Here is a 14,369-nt window from a genome sequence, read left to right as displayed (position 1 = left end):
CTTTTGGCCAGCGACACCATCTCCTCGGTGAAGCGGGAAGTAAGGTTCATGCAAACCGCTACTCACCCGCTTCAACTCCTTTGATTTACTGACCTACACCGGCGCAGTCTAGTGATTCAATGGAGCCGTTCATTCGGAAACCACTAGGCTGCAGTACATCCAACTACTTTTGTTCGACTTCCGTTCACGCGCGCCCCAGACTTTTCCCATGCACTCTCTCAGTACCAGCCAGATGCATCCCACCGGAGGCCACCAATGACAACCTACCATGACCTCACGGGCTTCCAGCGAGATCTCTTGGAAGCCATCGCCGGCGTCGACGACGAACCGTATGGCCTCGCGCTCAAGGACTACCTCGATGAACGCTACGCCGACCCGATCAACCACAGCCGCCTCTACCAGAACCTCGACCAGCTCGCCGAGCTGGATCTCATCGCCCGCAACGAACTCGACGCCCGTACCAACGAGTATACGCTGACTGACGCTGGCACACAACTCCTCCATCGCCACGCCGACAGACTCGCCAGATTCTGTGACCAGCCCCGTCCCGTCGCCGGAGAATCACAGCAATGACGGTAACGATACCATACAATCGGAGGAGTACGATACGACCTTGCTCGTTCGGTTGGAGGGAAAATGGTGGGCTGCTATGGGCAGTAGCGCCCACCATTCTACAATGTCAGAGGCACGGCTGGGTTCTGGACCCGAGAAACCCAGTCAGACGACCAGCAATCAGGGGAGCTCAAAGCGGGGACCAGAACCCAATCGAGTCTGATAGGCGCTTCATCATTAGCCTTTGTGGAGGCTTGACATTTGCTACCACATCTCCGCTCACCCACAGACATAGCTGCTCTCGCCACAGTACCGGTCCTTCCAGCGGCTTACAGGCCTGTACGTACACCAATACTCCGTGGCTCCGCCGTGTTCACCAGCAGAATGGTAGGTTGCTAGGGGGTGGGAAATTCGGGATGCAACGCACCATCCGATATCGTCGGCGACGACGGGCTCCAGCCCCGACACAGTTGGGAGGATGGGTGAACCCATGGAGAGTGAACAGGGCACGGAACCCATGTGGTCCTGATACGAGTGGCTATGAAAACGCTTGCCATATCCCGCTGCAGTCTGTCGGTTTCTCGGCGTATCACAACCGACTGAACCACCAGCTCCAAGAAACAGGTCTGGTTGCACCGCTCCTGAATTCCAAGCAGCAGAATGGTGGGCAGCCGGGGGAAATCGGCATGCCTCGCACCACCCAATGTCGCCGTTGCCGACGACAGGTCCTGCACCCAACACATTCGATCGGACAGCTGGCTATCGGGGAAACATGGAGCGCGGGGCAGAACCTAACCGACCGGTATACAGTTGGTAATAAAAGCGTTTGTGATATTCGCCTCCAGTGTGGCGATTTTCCGACTGCTGCTCGGTCGTATTCCTGCCACCGGGAGGTGGCTCGATGACACCCCAGCCCACCGTCGGCGAGATCGTCGCCATCACGACCACCGACAGTCACCCGCTGTGGCTGGTCTGTTCTGTCGACGAAAACCAGGTTACAGGCGTTTTGCTTGCCGACCTGTCGACCGAGACCATCCACCAACTGCGAACATCCGAGCCAGACACAGCCACCCGCCGGCAGGTAGCCATCGCCATCGAGTCTGCTGACGAGCCCATGTTGTTCACGGTCCCCATAACAGACTATGCGCGAGTCGAACGCGACAGCAGCCGTCCTGGGCCGTTCGTGGGAGGAGAGTAGTAGATGACCGCCGACACCTCGGTCACGACTGAAGGCGACACAGTGCCCGAACAGCCCGACAAGCGGTGGCTCCGCGACATGGTCGGCGATTTCGTCCACGACATCAGAAGCAAGCGCCCAGCGGTGATCGGGATGTGACCCGCCACGGGATGCCTACCGGCATCGATACTGGTCGTCTCTGAAGCTGGCAGGCAAGAGAGCGTCTCCCCCGGTTCCCACGAGACACCGTTGTCAGTCAGCGGTGCAGCGCCATTCGACACCTCGATAGCCCGTGCTGTGGTCAGCAGTGCTCGGTTCGATTCCGAGGGCGGGTCCTCTGGTCACGATGCCACGACACACAACTCCCGACGATGACGGCACCGAGAGTACAGCTACCGACCACGCGCTGGCCTACGAACTCGGCATGGACATTGGACACGGTGACACGGATACCGACGAACTCCAATCACTTGTCAGCGAACTCGGTGACGAGGTCTCACCCCCCGTTTCGAGTGTTCTTGAACTGCTGGTTGCGACCATTGAGGACCTCCAAGAGCGCGTCGACGATTTAGAGGACGACGTTGCACAGACCCACGACGTTGCGACGACGGCCGTCGGCACAGCCGCTGAAAACGAGAGTCGCCTCAACGATGTCGAAACCCGGCAAGAGACCACCCACGATGTCGCCAAGAGTGCCATCGCGAAGGCACAGCAACTCGAAGCCGATTCCGACCAGCAAGAAGACGCCGAACAGTTGCCAGAGGGTATTGAACCAAGTTCCTCACCACTGGATTTCTTCGCAAACTGTCGCCAGTCGAAAGTCAAGCAGACTTTCGTCGAAGAGGCCAATCGCCAGAACACCTACCGGGCCATTGCCGCCGCCAAACGCTGGCCGGAGTTTGCCACGACACGAACCGACGGCAGCGGCGTGTTCATGACCAAAGCCGATCTGCAAACGGCCCTCACCGCAGAACTCGGGAAGGAACCCCATCGCCAGACGATCAAGCGTGTCTGGGAGACACTCGTCGAATTGGGCGGCGATGATATCGTCGAGAAAACCCGGAAGGTCGGGCGAGACCAGACGAAAACGGAAATCCTCGCGATGGATATGGCAGCAGCCGAAGGGTTGCTCGAAAAACGCTACATCGGCCTCGATCTGTTAGAGAACACCGACCACAAAGCCGCGACCGGTGGCGTCACACCCGTTGTGGTGGAGTCCACACCCTAACCCTGTGACACACGCCGGATAGGACACGAACCGACACTCAATCGACGCTGTCGGACGCGGTGGTACGTGCCCTGCCGCTGCCGACGCCGCTGTTCGCTAGCTACAGGAACCGGGGGCGACCCACTATTGTCAGAAGTGTAGTGAGTGGTCGTAACACGAACGGAGTGACCAGCGCACTCACCGCTCTCACAACGGGTGTGACGGAAGGCCCTAGTCCCGTAACCTGCCCGCCCCTCTAATCGTCGATTTGGGTTAGCGACGCTCTCCGATTTCCCGCATATATAAGAATATCGGCAACCCGACGTGGTAACCAAAATACACCACAGTTGTTTTTGCCTTAGCTCGGGTACAACGACTGCAAGCAAAATGGCGGACACCAATCTTCCGGATGACGCTCCTGGCGAGTATGTTCCCTTCGGCCGCCGGCCGTACTATCTCCCAGATCCACTGCCACCGGCACATGAGCTTGAATTCACCGCCGACTTCCAACAGTTGCTCCAAGACGCAATCTACCAGCTTGGGCGGTTAGAAGGGATCGGCGACGAAACGGAAGCCAATCCGCTACTGTACACGACGATGGTCCGTCGCGAAGCCGTCGAATCGGTCGTGCTTGAGGGTGCAGATATCGATATCGAGGACGTATTCCGATCCCAGGAACTCGCTGATAGCGGAACCACTCGGAAGGATGTCCAAGAAGCACTCAATTACGAGCGGACAATCACTGAAGGCGCGACGCGGCTTTCCGAGGGCGACCAGATCACACTTGGACTGTTACAGGACCTGCACAAGTTACTGATGGCGGACGTGCGCGGCCACTGTGAGTACCCTGGGGAGTTCCGTGCGAAGCCGATCAATCTCCCGGCAGCCTCGTCGTTCCAGGAACCATTTGTCCCACCAGCACCGGACCGGATTCCGGAGTTGATGGCAAATCTAATCGAGTATTGCAACACGTCCAGCGAGTACCACGACCTGGTCCAGCTTGGGCTTGTCCATTATCAGTTCGAGACAATTCATCCCTTCGAGGATGGGAACGGCCGACTGGGGCGTATCCTCATCACGTTGCAGCTGATCCAGAACGGCTATCTCACACAACCATATCTGTATCCGAGCGCGTATTTCAACCGCAACAAGATCGAGTATGCCGACCGGATGCGAACAGTCAGCGAAACGGGTGCCTGGGAGCCCTGGCTAGAGTTCTTTGTCGAGGGGATTCGCTCGCAAGCTGCTGAGGCAGTCACACGAACAAACGACCTTCGGAATCTTCGCCGAGAGTACGAGCGAACCTATGGACATGAAAAAACAGCCGCCGACCGGTTGGCGATGCGCCTGTTCAAACAGCCATACCTGACCACAAACGACGTCGCCGAGCTACTAGATGTGACCCCACAGACAGCACGGAACGCAATCCGAGAACTTGAGGCACAGGATGTCCTGGCTGAAACAACGGGGAAAGAGCGGTATCAGGAGTTCAAGGCTATCGATATCTTCGACATTCTCGATCAGCCCTTGGAGTGAAAGCGGTGCGTGAACGAACTAACTTGGTCTGGTTGGGTGCTTGTCTGATATGGTGGTCAAGACGGTCTCACCGGAACGCCTCTCACCTGCCAGAGGCCCACAAAATTAGGTGAGAGTCCCCCACCGTCAGACTAGGATTGCTCTCGCGGTTCGACCCACTCGGGAGCGCAGTCATGGGTCCCGCCGTAGATCGAATGGTCGGGATACTGATCGTTGTCGGCCTCGACAGAGACGATCACGTCGCCGGTGCTACGCGAGATACCCGAGACAGTGCCCACGACCTCGTCAAGTGGTCCCTTTCCGTCTGTCCAGTCGACGCAAACGCGGTCACCGTGGTCGAAGTCATACTCCTCGAACGAAGGCGGTTCTGTGTCACTCACGATGTCCTCCGGCCACAAGGGAGTCAGAAAATTGCGGCCGTCCAGTAAACGAGGGGTAGTCTCGTACCCAATCCCGCCAATACAGAGCTTTAGACCGAACAGATGGTACGCCCTATTTTCATATCTGGGCCGAGTAGCCAAACACTCAATAATCGGGTTATCCAACAGACGAGTATGGCTACTCTCGAAATTGACGAAGAGGTGTATGAGGCACTCCAGATTCCGGAAGGAGAGCGGCCGCAGGCAATGAAGCAAGAACTGGCTGTCTCGCTTTACGCACGTGATGTCCTTTCGTTCGGCAAAGCGCGTGCACTGGCAGAACTGTCCCATCGGGAGTTCCAGAGATTACTCGGCGACCGCGAAATCCCACGCCATTACACCGACACTGAACTTGCCGAAGACCTCGACTATGCCGAATAACGAGCTTGTAGTCTCGGACACGTCACCGATGCTGAATCTTGCACTCATCGACCAACTCTCCCTTCTCAAATCGCAGTTTTCGGGTATCACCGTTCCGCGGCAGGTTTGGGACGAACTCACTGATGGAGAAGCAGGTGTAGACGCGCTTCGCTCGTTGCATGACGATGAGTTCCTGACGATTACCGAGGTGGAACAGTCACACCTCTTCACTGAAATCTTCCACGAGCTGGATCTTGGGGAAACAGCCGCTATTTGTCATGCTATCGAACACGGTGCTGACCTCATCCTTTTGGATGAAAAGGACGGTCGACAGGTCGCTCGGAGACACAACCTGAGCGTAACGGGTGTCATCGGGATATTACTCCGCGGAGCCAATGCTGGAGACATTGAATTAAAACACGAACTTGATGCCCTTCGTGACGCTGGCTTCTGGATCTCTGATGAGCTTTACTCAAAGGTCCTCTCTGAAGCAGCAGAATAGCTACCGCTCCCACGGGAAGAAGCCATGGCGCTCGCGATAGGCACTGATCTGCTCCTGGAAGTCTGGTTCGTCACCGTGGATATCTTCCGGCGAGACACCATCGGGAAGATGCTCATAGCCCGTGACTTCCTCGGTGTCATCCTCCTGTTCGGGCTCGTGTCGGTGCTGTCCACACTCTCTGCAGGTCCAGATCATGCGGTCACGATGTGAGTGGCACTCGAAGCCATCAAGCCCATGGGATTCGTGTCCCGTTACGGCACCACACTGTCGACAGTAGAACCCGATTCCAACTATCTCCGGTTCGGCTCTCGCTAGATGGCGCTGCACGACGCCGGGCACAAGCCAGTACGTCCCCTCGTCCTGTCGGAACTCGTCTGTGAGCCGCTGGAACTCCGAGCGGTCGGTAATCGGTGACCCGTCCTCGAGATAGATCCGTGGCTGGACATCAGACCCGTCCCAGTTAGTCTGTTCGTCGGCTGTCGCTAAGAGCGTTTGTCCAGTTTCCTCGTCGATCGTGGTTTCGGTCGGCAGGTCGGGCCACCCGTGAGTGAGATTCGACGCTGGCTCAGTGCCGAACGCTGCTCGACATTTCACCGTTCCGTGGGAGGTATCGTCGCCGCTGGCGATGCTATCAGACACGGAGAAGGCCGCAGCGCCAAGTGCCCGTGCGTGGAAGTCAGAGTTCGCCTCAACGAGCGCGAGCACGACCCGCCCGAATGTCCACTCGGAAAGTGAACTGTCGTCTTGAGCGTCGGTAGCTGTTTCGGAGACGCCGATGTGTGCACAGAACGGGCACTGGGACTCCTCAGTGGGAATATCCTGACCACAGGTCGCACGACTGCGCGCATCTCCTTCTGTCCGGCTTGGATATCCCCGCGACTGGAGGACTCGTTCCCGCCCGTCACCCCTTGTATCAGGGTCAGAACTGGCTGCACCCCGAATGTCTGCGGGGTCAAATTCAGGATTCCGACCAGTCACACGCTTGGTTGCGTTCGTCATGGTACTTAAACCTCAGCCCCGTGGAACGCAGAAAACGAGCGCAGCCGATACAGGAGTGCAGTCTGTTATTCGATGGAATCCTGCACTTCTACAGAGAGTCGAATCAATTAATGCGATTATCATTAGATGAGATCGGTTTTGCAGGTCTATATTTTGTTTTTCTAACTACAGGTTATTTCTCACATCACTTTTTATCATGTGTATGGCTTCTCTCGACGAGACCGACATCGAGATTCTACGGCTGCTCAGTCATGACGCCCGACGCTCGTACACAGACATCGCTAAGGAAGTAGACCTGTCAGGTCCTGCTGTCGCCAACCGTATCGAACGGCTGCAAGATGCGGGAGTCATCAACCGCTTTACCGTCGACATCGACCGAACCCAGCTCGGAACCGGCGCACAGATTTTTGTCCAGGTTGACCCCGGACATTCATTTGACACGCTCCGATCGCGTCTCGACGAATCCGACGCAGTGGAACACGTGATGGTAACTGCTGGCGGCGAGTTGTGGTTCAATGCGAGGGTTGATGTCCACAACGTTCACCCGTGGCTCCGTAGCCTGCTGGAGCCAGCCGACAAAGCGGAGTATACCGTGACGCTCATCGACACGATCGAGTGGCAACCGTCGCTCGACGGGACAGAGTTCGCGCTCACCTGTACAGAGTGTGGAAACACCGTCGACAGCGAGGGGCAGTCTGAATGGTTCGACAACCGAATGTATCACTTCTGCTGTTCGACCTGCCAGCGCCAGTTTGAAGACAAATTTAATCGACTCAAGGAAGGCGTCTGAGTAATTCAAAACGTGGATTCAGCATCTTGGCATCTCACTGAGCAATCCCATCGATACATAGTCCGTCATGGGTGTCCTCAGACGAGAACTTGGGACTCGTTGCTGACAATTCCTTGTGTGGTGTCAGGCCGTCGATGGAAGTTCGATCGAACTCCCGACGCCGACCGACCGGAAGGCGTCTTGGAGCCGTTCCGAGAAAATCTTCTCGGCTTGGAAGCCGGTGCAGTGAGTCCCAGCGAATACGTCGAGCTTCCCCTCCAACCAGTCCGCAAGCTCGTGAATATCGTCCGCGTCACAGTCGACCAGATGGGTGCCGCCGATGACGTAGCGAATATCTTGGCCGGTCACCGTCTCTGCGTGCTCGATAGTGTTCCGGAGGCCCGCGTGACAACACCCGAGCACTAGCGCCGCCCCGTCGGTGGTCTCGACGGCAATCGATTGGTCGTCGGGTACCGAGTCCTCGACTAGGTCGCCGTCGGCCTTGCGCAGATGGATCGGGTTGTCCGCATGACGTCTGGGAACCTCGCCGAGTGCGTACACGCCCTCGTAGACCTCCACTGGCTCACGGTGTTCGACAACTTCGGCGCCCGTCTCGACTTCAGACCGTGCGTAGGGGATACCGATGTGGATCGGCTCCTCAAGTGTCCTTCCGTCGGCCGGTTCCTGAATGTATCGCGCGGTCCAGATGTCGGGATGACAGTAGACTGTCGGGCGCTCAAACGGGTCAAGGAACTCCTTCAACCCCTCAGTGTGGTCGTAGTGTGCGTGACTCAGCACGATGTGTTCAAATTCTGCCCCGACATTGAGTAGTCGCGCATTCTCCAGAGCTGCCGACGATTGGCCAGTATCGAATAGCACGTCGCCAACGGCTGCTGCAAACCCCCACTCACCGCGGAGGCCCTTCGGAACGCCCGTTGCGACGGTGTTGTCCGCGAGAATTGTCACGTTCATACTTCGCAACCCAAAACTTCGATACGGTATGTTGTCACACGTCGGTCACGGTTCCGATGTCGGTCATCGACCGAACGGACTCTCGGACTGTAAGCCATCGTAACGCTCACAGATAGGGGCGCGTTTCTGAATGCGGTTTTCAATTGAAAATCGAAGTACAGAGAGCCCGTATTTTGAATTTCGAATCTTAATCGGCAAGTGTGGCTGTCTATCAACACGGCGGCCCAATTGTCTCGCTGGTATTCAATCGATTTGTGGCAGTAATTCCCTGGAGAGCGCACAAGTCTGTCAGTAGAACCGTGCTATCTGGATTCTAGATCGATTGACGATTCCATTTAGCTTTTCAAGATTGGATTCTGCCCTGCCTTTCTTTTTCTAGTGCAAATTCCATTAAGAGTCCCATCCGAATAGACAGATAACCTGAATGAACAGCAAGAACGGGCGCTGCCCCTTCATTTCAGCAGTGGGAACTGGGGAAGTGATCTGAGCCGGCTCCCATGTCACAAATCCAGACACACGAACTCCGGTTTAGATATCGTGGGCACCGAGAGTGGAAGCCGTCATGTGTTTCCCTCGATATTGACACCGGGGAGTTCGTTCTTCTGCTTGGCCCGTCCGGCTCTGGGAAGAGTACACTCGCGAGATGTTTCAACGGCCTCATTCCGCACAGTGTGCCCGGTGAGCTTCGGGGAACAATCAAAATCAGTGGACGCGACGTCACCGAGACCTCACAAGCTGACCTTGCAAAGCAGGTCGGCCTCGTGTTCCAGAATCCAAGCTTGCAGTTCGTCACGTCGACAGTCGAAACTGAAATTGCCTTCGGACTTGAAAATCTGCAGGTTCAGACCTCTGAGATTTCGAAGCGGATAGCCAATGCGCTTGATACTGTCGGCCTTTCGGGGTTAGAGAGCCGCCAAATCGACACACTGTCGGGGGGAGAAAAACAGCGGCTCGCAATTGCATGCCAGCTGGCGATGGAGCCGGAGATACTCGTGTTGGATGAACCGACAGCAAATCTCGACCCACGGGGAACCGAAGCTATCTACGGACTCCTTAGGAAGTTATCCCGGGACGAATCTAGGACAATCGTCCTGCTCGAACACCAGTGTGAATCACTGATTGACGCTGTCGATCGGACGCTCGTACTTGACAGTGACGGGGACCTGTTCCTCGATGGGACACCAGAAACTGTCTTTGGCGAAAACCCGCGGCGGCTCCGACGTGAGGGAATCTGGATTCCCGCTGCCACACGACTCGCACTCGAACTCCGTTCAAGCGGGGCCTGGCCAGGTTCGACATCGCTCCCCGTGACCGTCGATCAAGCGACAGATACCCTCAAAGACGTACTTACCAAGCAACGGTCAAGGGAACCGTGGTGCGATTCTCAACCGTCCGATGGCGGTAGCCAACCAGAGAACAGTACCTCTCTATCAGATCGTTCCGTAGTCCGGCCGGATGGAGCCACCGAACAAGAGCCGGGCGACGGAGCCACGAAGTCTCCTGCACTCGATATCTGTGGATTGAACGCTCGGTATGGGACAGACGAGAAATCGAATCCTGTGTTGAAAGACGTTGAACTCTCCGTTCCAGAAGGCTCATTCCTTGCTCTCGTCGGACCCAACGGAGCGGGGAAATCGACACTTGCGAAACACTGTATCGGCGTCCGCTCCCTGCCACCGGAAACAGTGTTCATTGACGGCCGTGACGTGACGACACTCCCATCACGTGAGGTCAGCCAGAAGGTTGGATACGTGTTCCAGAATCCGGAGTATCAGTTCGTCACAGATAGCGTCTGGGATGAGTTGGCGTATGGGCTTCGACAACTCGATTTTGACGCCGACGAGATTGAACACCGCGTCCAACAGACACTTGAGCGATTCAACTTGACTGGCTACGCCGATAGGAATCCGTTCACTCTCAGTCACGGCGAGAAACGCAGACTTAGCGTGGCGACGATGCTCGTGGTCGGCCAAGATATACTCATCGTCGACGAACCGACCTACGGACAGGACCGTGCGAACGCCGACGCCCTCATGGAGACGCTGTCCGAGTTGCACGAAGTCGGACGGACAGTCATTGTACTAACCCACGACATGCGGATCATTGCGGAACACGCTGATACTGTCGCCGTACTGGTCGACGGCGAAGTACAGTTCCATGGGACGCCGTCGGACCTATTTGAGGACCCCGAAACGCTCTCGGCCGCACACCTTTCTCGACCGCCGCTAGCTGAACTCGCTGACGGTCTGTCCGGGTTTTCGGGTCCTGCGACGCTGGACCGTTGCTACGAGCACTGTACCGGCGAGCAAACGAAGCCACCGACCTCTGATCACGACGCTACCTTCTCATCCGCCCTAGATTACGGGGAGGAACGGTGAGTCCGATGCGGGCCAAACTGAACGATCAGACGGATGAAGCAGGGGTACTCCAGCGATTGAACCCGGTGAGCAAGCTCTTGGCTATCACACCAGCGATGGGGGTACTGATGCTCGTCACTGATCCGTACACGCCGCTAGCGTTCGTCGCGTTCGGCGCTCTCGTGACAATCGTCTTGGGCCGTCTTTCGCCAGTGGACTACCTCCGTGTCGCGGGCCCGCTTGTGGCGCTTGCAGCGAGTTTCCTGTTCGTCTATCCGTTTGTCGTCGGTAGTTCAGCCGGAACCTCCTCAGATGTCTTTGCATCTTTGGGGCCACTTGCAGTGCGAGAGTCCGGATTGCGTGTCGGTGTGGCTACAGGACTACGCATCCTCGCACTGTCCATCTTGTCATTGCTGTTTGTCCTGACGACAGAGACGGAATCGTTTCTCCGTGCACTGGTTCAGAATCTCGGTCTCCCGTACCGAATCGGATACAGTGCGATTGCTGCCTTTCGGTTCGCACCGAAGATGCGATCCGACGTAGAAACGATTCGAGCGGCCCATACAGTCAGGGGTACACCGGACACTGACAGTCTTCGCGACCGACTCCACCGAATGAGTCGCTACGCGATACCTCTGTTCGTGAATGCGATCCGTCGCGCTGAGCGGACTGCTCTCGCAATGGATGCACGGGCATTTGGTGCGTACGACGAGCGAACCCACTACCGTACGTATTCGATTACTAGCGCGGATATCACGTTCGTCGTGTTCTTCTGGACGCTTTCTGTTGGAATCGTCCTAACACTGTGGTATCTGGAAGCGCTCGGAACGCTGACTATCCTACGATGAATGTCGAAACTTAGTGTACTGATTTTCTGTTCCAGCACCGTATTCAGCCGTGATTATCGAACTATCGCCCTATTTTAGGCCGACCTAAAAATATAAACAATGTCGGTTCAAAGTCAAGATAGATGTCAGCACTCACCAAGCAATTGACGGCCGTCAGAAATTGGGAAACGAGAGACTTGCTGGTCGTCGCCGCGCTGGGGATCATCCCCGGACTGGCGCTATTACCAGCTGTGTTCGCCGGGTTCACGATACGAGCGGCGCTGGGCCCGCTGGGAACGATTCTGAACTCTGGGTTGTTCTACCTCCCCGGATTGATGGCACTGTATATCGTTCGCAAACCCGGGGCATCGATTCTCAACGGGGTCTTCGTGGGACTCGTCTGGATCCCGCTCACACCGTTCGGCTTGGCAGTAACCGTCCCGACAATTGTCGCCAGGCTCGGTTCGGAGATTCCCTTCCTCCTAACGCAGTACCGCCGGTACGACCGATCTATGATGCTGGTCAGTGGTGCGGCCGCAGGGCTTCTCTCGCTCGGCGCGATATACATCCCCTCTAGCTTCCAGACCCTGGCACTACCGATGCAGGCGGCGCTCATCGTTGGCCACGGTCTCAGTGGGATGATTCTGAGTGGTCTCCTCGCGAAACTGCTGGCTGATAAACTCGCGGAGACCGGGGTTCTGTCTGCGTATCCGATCGTCGACGACGTGGACATGAGGTCGTGATCGCAATGGTCGAAATCACAATTTTGTCGGATAATACAGTTGCCAGGCCCTACCCACGTGGGCTGCGTGGAGAGTGGGGATTTTCGGTTGCGATCGGAGATGTACTTCTGGATACAGGCCAATCGGCCGCCATACATAACGCGAAACTGCTCGGCGTCCCAGTCGAAGAGTTCGGCTCAGTCGTAGTGAGCCACTCGCATTTCGACCACACAAGCGGGATGCTAGGTGTACTGAATGTGATGAACCAGCCCAACGTCTACTGTCACCCCGATATTTGGGATCACCGCTATCTCGACCGTGATGGGCAGTTTGACGGCGCACCGCTGGGAATACCGTACACGAAGTCGACGCTCGAAGCGAAGGCGAACATTGTCGAACACCGAGATCCCGTTGAGGTTGCTAACGGCGTCTACGCACTCGGCGAGATCCCCCGAAAACATCAGGATCATGTTATCGGCAAAGTCGAGCGAGAAGACAATGTCTCCAAGGATCCGATCATGGACGATCAGTCAGTCGTCGTAGAGACTGGTGATGGGTTGGCATTGGTATTGGGGTGCTGTCACGCCGGGTTACGGAACACAGTTGAACACGCAGAGTCGGTATATGGTGGCGATGTTCGATATATAATCGGTGGTACACACCTGATTGCCATGGATTCCGAAGAGATTCATCAGATAGCGGACTGGTTAGCAAGAAAACTCGACCTCCTCGTCGGTGCCCACTGTACAGGGACAGCGGCGATGGGGATCCTCATTGAGCGTCTTCCAGAGATCTTTGAACCAGCGGGTGTCGGGAGTACGATACAACTCGACGGAGTTTGATCGCGCGCTATATGTGCCATAGTTCGAACAATAGGGTATCATAAAATAGTGCACAAGGTAGTTTGTTTCAGCACCTATGAGGGAGAACCACCCGCTCAGTATGTCTGCGTAATCATCAGAGAACTTTTGCTCATACTTCTCTTATCAGGGGGCATTGACGCCCTCCCCATACAATCACTTAGTGGTCGCATCTTGTTCTCGTTCGTAGTCGCTGTTATCGTGGGTTTTGTAGTTGGTTCTCTACTTAGTGAGTCACTACGGAGTGCGCTCTTTACCGCACTCGGTGTTGGTATCGGCATGGCGATTGCGGAGGCAATTGTTGGGTTTTCAGAGCGTTCCGGTTAACCGACGATAGAACAATTGCCACGTAGGTTCTCCGTTCTGACCATAAAACCTCAACTCACTGAGAGTTCTCATTAGGGGATTTGGAATGAAACAGCCGCTCAGTACGTCTGCAAGTATATCAAACTCTACCCATACGTATTTGTCAACAGATATTCTACCTCGTAATATGAACATGTCTATGTACTGGTCTTCGGAATTTCGCCAGCTACTTTTCATAGGACTCTCTTTAGTTGTGGCCGCTGCTTTGTCGTACGATTACGTGACAACGGAGGGGTTATCAGACGTGTTTTTCGCAATCATTGGCGCAAGTCTGTTGCTTGCGGTACTCGTAAGTGTTCCTGTCTTGCTGTTTGACCGCAGGCAAGGTTCGGACTGAGAAGTAACGGTCTGTATTGACCATAACCAGCACAACATGTGTCTCCAACAGAGGATTTCAACAAAACCGGTTCATCTAAAACCAAAGCAATTATATATTTTTAGGGTCGCCTAAATTATGTGTCAAACAACAGTAAAAGGCAGGGAGAACCGACGCGACGAGACTACATGAAGTACGGTGGGACCGTCGCCATTAGTGGTCTATTAGCCGGGTGTTCCGGGGGTAGCAGCGGCGACGCTTCAAACACTTCGGAGCCGACATCTGAGGAGACGACTACCCCCGATGACTCGTCGTACACGGTGACAATGGAGCCGATGGGTACTGTTGAGTTCGAGGAACAGCCGGAGACTTGGCTAGCGTTTCTCAGTACGTACGGTGATATGGGTATTGCACTAGGGAAGGCCGAC

Annotated in this window: 15 protein-coding genes and 1 pseudogene; 13 read left to right on the top strand and 3 right to left on the bottom strand. The window is 55.8% G+C overall.

The genetic code is table 11. From position 1 onward, the window contains the following. Nucleotides 1-255 precede the first annotated feature (255 nt). The 5 genes from Harman_RS20860 (at nucleotide 256) to Harman_RS20845 (ending at nucleotide 4,472) form a co-directional block, all read left to right on the top strand. Complete coding sequence (locus Harman_RS20860) at nucleotides 256-573, top strand: PadR family transcriptional regulator (RefSeq protein ID WP_137685597.1); 318 nt, start codon at nucleotides 256-258, stop codon at nucleotides 571-573. Nucleotides 574-1,453: 880 nt separating this feature from the next. Continuing rightward, on the top strand, nucleotides 1,454-1,750 hold the full coding sequence (locus Harman_RS20855) for a hypothetical protein (protein WP_137685596.1): 297 nt from the start codon (nucleotides 1,454-1,456) through the stop codon (nucleotides 1,748-1,750). Nucleotides 1,751-1,753: 3 nt separating this feature from the next. Then, the gene (locus Harman_RS22050) at nucleotides 1,754-1,888 is read left to right on the top strand and encodes a hypothetical protein (RefSeq protein WP_268812819.1); all 135 of its coding nucleotides are present in this window, start codon (nucleotides 1,754-1,756) and stop codon (nucleotides 1,886-1,888) included. Nucleotides 1,889-2,075: 187 nt separating this feature from the next. Beyond that, on the top strand, nucleotides 2,076-2,957 hold the full coding sequence (locus tag Harman_RS20850) for a hypothetical protein (RefSeq protein ID WP_137685595.1): 882 nt from the start codon (nucleotides 2,076-2,078) through the stop codon (nucleotides 2,955-2,957). Nucleotides 2,958-3,323: 366 nt separating this feature from the next. Next, on the top strand, nucleotides 3,324-4,472 hold the full coding sequence (locus Harman_RS20845; RefSeq protein ID WP_137685594.1) for a Fic family protein: 1,149 nt from the start codon (nucleotides 3,324-3,326) through the stop codon (nucleotides 4,470-4,472). Nucleotides 4,473-4,603: 131 nt separating this feature from the next. Here Harman_RS20845 and Harman_RS20840 read toward each other — a convergent pair whose 3' ends face one another. After that, entirely contained in the window at nucleotides 4,604-4,852 is a 249-nt protein-coding gene (locus Harman_RS20840; protein ID WP_137685593.1) for a hypothetical protein, read from the bottom strand. A gap of 174 nt (nucleotides 4,853-5,026) precedes the next feature. Between Harman_RS20840 and Harman_RS20835 the strand changes: the two genes are divergently transcribed. Together Harman_RS20835 and Harman_RS20830 are read left to right on the top strand one after the other, a co-directional pair. After that, nucleotides 5,027-5,272, top strand: a complete 246-nt coding sequence (locus Harman_RS20835; protein WP_137685592.1) for a UPF0175 family protein — start codon at nucleotides 5,027-5,029, stop codon at nucleotides 5,270-5,272. Next, nucleotides 5,262-5,753 (top strand): DUF3368 domain-containing protein, encoded by a 492-nt coding sequence (locus tag Harman_RS20830; RefSeq protein ID WP_137685591.1) that lies wholly within the window; start codon nucleotides 5,262-5,264, stop codon nucleotides 5,751-5,753. The genes Harman_RS20835 and Harman_RS20830 overlap by 11 nt, the downstream gene beginning before the upstream one ends. Here Harman_RS20830 and Harman_RS20825 read toward each other — a convergent pair whose 3' ends face one another. Next, nucleotides 5,754-6,752 (bottom strand): hypothetical protein, encoded by a 999-nt coding sequence (locus Harman_RS20825; protein WP_137685590.1) that lies wholly within the window; start codon nucleotides 6,750-6,752, stop codon nucleotides 5,754-5,756. A 202-nt stretch (nucleotides 6,753-6,954) separates the two neighbouring features. On the opposite strand from Harman_RS20825, the gene Harman_RS20820 reads away from it, so the two are divergent. Next, nucleotides 6,955-7,542: an AsnC family transcriptional regulator gene (locus tag Harman_RS20820; RefSeq protein WP_137685589.1), complete on the top strand. Its 588-nt coding sequence runs from the start codon at nucleotides 6,955-6,957 to the stop codon at nucleotides 7,540-7,542. Between the two features lie 123 nt (nucleotides 7,543-7,665). Here Harman_RS20820 and Harman_RS20815 read toward each other — a convergent pair whose 3' ends face one another. Then, nucleotides 7,666-8,493, bottom strand: coding sequence for an MBL fold metallo-hydrolase (locus Harman_RS20815; protein WP_137685588.1), 828 nt, complete (start codon nucleotides 8,491-8,493; stop codon nucleotides 7,666-7,668). Nucleotides 8,494-8,990: 497 nt separating this feature from the next. Between Harman_RS20815 and Harman_RS20810 the strand changes: the two genes are divergently transcribed. The 5 genes and pseudogenes from Harman_RS20810 to Harman_RS21870 all read left to right on the top strand — a co-directional run. Continuing rightward, nucleotides 8,991-10,871 (top strand): ABC transporter ATP-binding protein, encoded by a 1,881-nt coding sequence (locus Harman_RS20810; RefSeq protein WP_137685587.1) that lies wholly within the window; start codon nucleotides 8,991-8,993, stop codon nucleotides 10,869-10,871. 5 nt (nucleotides 10,872-10,876) lie between these two features. Beyond that, nucleotides 10,877-11,698 (top strand): energy-coupling factor transporter transmembrane component T family protein, encoded by an 822-nt coding sequence (locus Harman_RS20805; protein WP_137685586.1) that lies wholly within the window; start codon nucleotides 10,877-10,879, stop codon nucleotides 11,696-11,698. Between the two features lie 122 nt (nucleotides 11,699-11,820). Then, complete coding sequence (locus tag Harman_RS20800) at nucleotides 11,821-12,420, top strand: ECF transporter S component (protein ID WP_137685585.1); 600 nt, start codon at nucleotides 11,821-11,823, stop codon at nucleotides 12,418-12,420. Between the two features lie 5 nt (nucleotides 12,421-12,425). Then, nucleotides 12,426-13,241, top strand: coding sequence for an MBL fold metallo-hydrolase (locus Harman_RS20795; RefSeq protein WP_137685584.1), 816 nt, complete (start codon nucleotides 12,426-12,428; stop codon nucleotides 13,239-13,241). A gap of 840 nt (nucleotides 13,242-14,081) precedes the next feature. Then, nucleotides 14,082-14,369 (top strand): annotated as a pseudogene (locus Harman_RS21870) (ABC transporter substrate-binding protein); the annotation flags it as partial.

Source organism: Haloarcula mannanilytica, assembly GCF_005406125.1.
In the GTDB taxonomy this organism is placed as follows: domain Archaea; phylum Halobacteriota; class Halobacteria; order Halobacteriales; family Haloarculaceae; genus Haloarcula; species Haloarcula mannanilytica.
This window is presented reverse-complemented; position numbering and strand designations above follow the sequence as displayed.

Excerpts from the sequence above, each read along its gene's own strand:
- Harman_RS22050 (WP_268812819.1), top strand. The coding sequence starts at position 1,754 with ATGACCGCCGACACCTCGGTCACGACTGAAGGCGACACAGTGCCCGAA.
- Harman_RS20855 (WP_137685596.1), top strand. The coding sequence starts at position 1,454 with ATGACACCCCAGCCCACCGTCGGCGAGATCGTCGCCATCACGACCACC.
- Harman_RS20800 (WP_137685585.1), top strand. The coding sequence starts at position 11,821 with ATGTCAGCACTCACCAAGCAATTGACGGCCGTCAGAAATTGGGAAACG.
- Harman_RS20795 (WP_137685584.1), top strand. The coding sequence starts at position 12,426 with ATGGTCGAAATCACAATTTTGTCGGATAATACAGTTGCCAGGCCCTAC.
- Harman_RS20815 (WP_137685588.1), bottom strand. The coding sequence starts at position 8,493 with ATGAACGTGACAATTCTCGCGGACAACACCGTCGCAACGGGCGTTCCG.
- Harman_RS20810 (WP_137685587.1), top strand. The coding sequence starts at position 8,991 with ATGTCACAAATCCAGACACACGAACTCCGGTTTAGATATCGTGGGCAC.
- Harman_RS20845 (WP_137685594.1), top strand. The coding sequence starts at position 3,324 with ATGGCGGACACCAATCTTCCGGATGACGCTCCTGGCGAGTATGTTCCC.
- Harman_RS20830 (WP_137685591.1), top strand. The coding sequence starts at position 5,262 with ATGCCGAATAACGAGCTTGTAGTCTCGGACACGTCACCGATGCTGAAT.
- Harman_RS20860 (WP_137685597.1), top strand. The coding sequence starts at position 256 with ATGACAACCTACCATGACCTCACGGGCTTCCAGCGAGATCTCTTGGAA.
- Harman_RS20820 (WP_137685589.1), top strand. The coding sequence starts at position 6,955 with ATGGCTTCTCTCGACGAGACCGACATCGAGATTCTACGGCTGCTCAGT.
- Harman_RS20805 (WP_137685586.1), top strand. The coding sequence starts at position 10,877 with ATGCGGGCCAAACTGAACGATCAGACGGATGAAGCAGGGGTACTCCAG.
- Harman_RS20835 (WP_137685592.1), top strand. The coding sequence starts at position 5,027 with ATGGCTACTCTCGAAATTGACGAAGAGGTGTATGAGGCACTCCAGATT.
- Harman_RS20850 (WP_137685595.1), top strand. The coding sequence starts at position 2,076 with ATGCCACGACACACAACTCCCGACGATGACGGCACCGAGAGTACAGCT.
- Harman_RS20825 (WP_137685590.1), bottom strand. The coding sequence starts at position 6,752 with ATGACGAACGCAACCAAGCGTGTGACTGGTCGGAATCCTGAATTTGAC.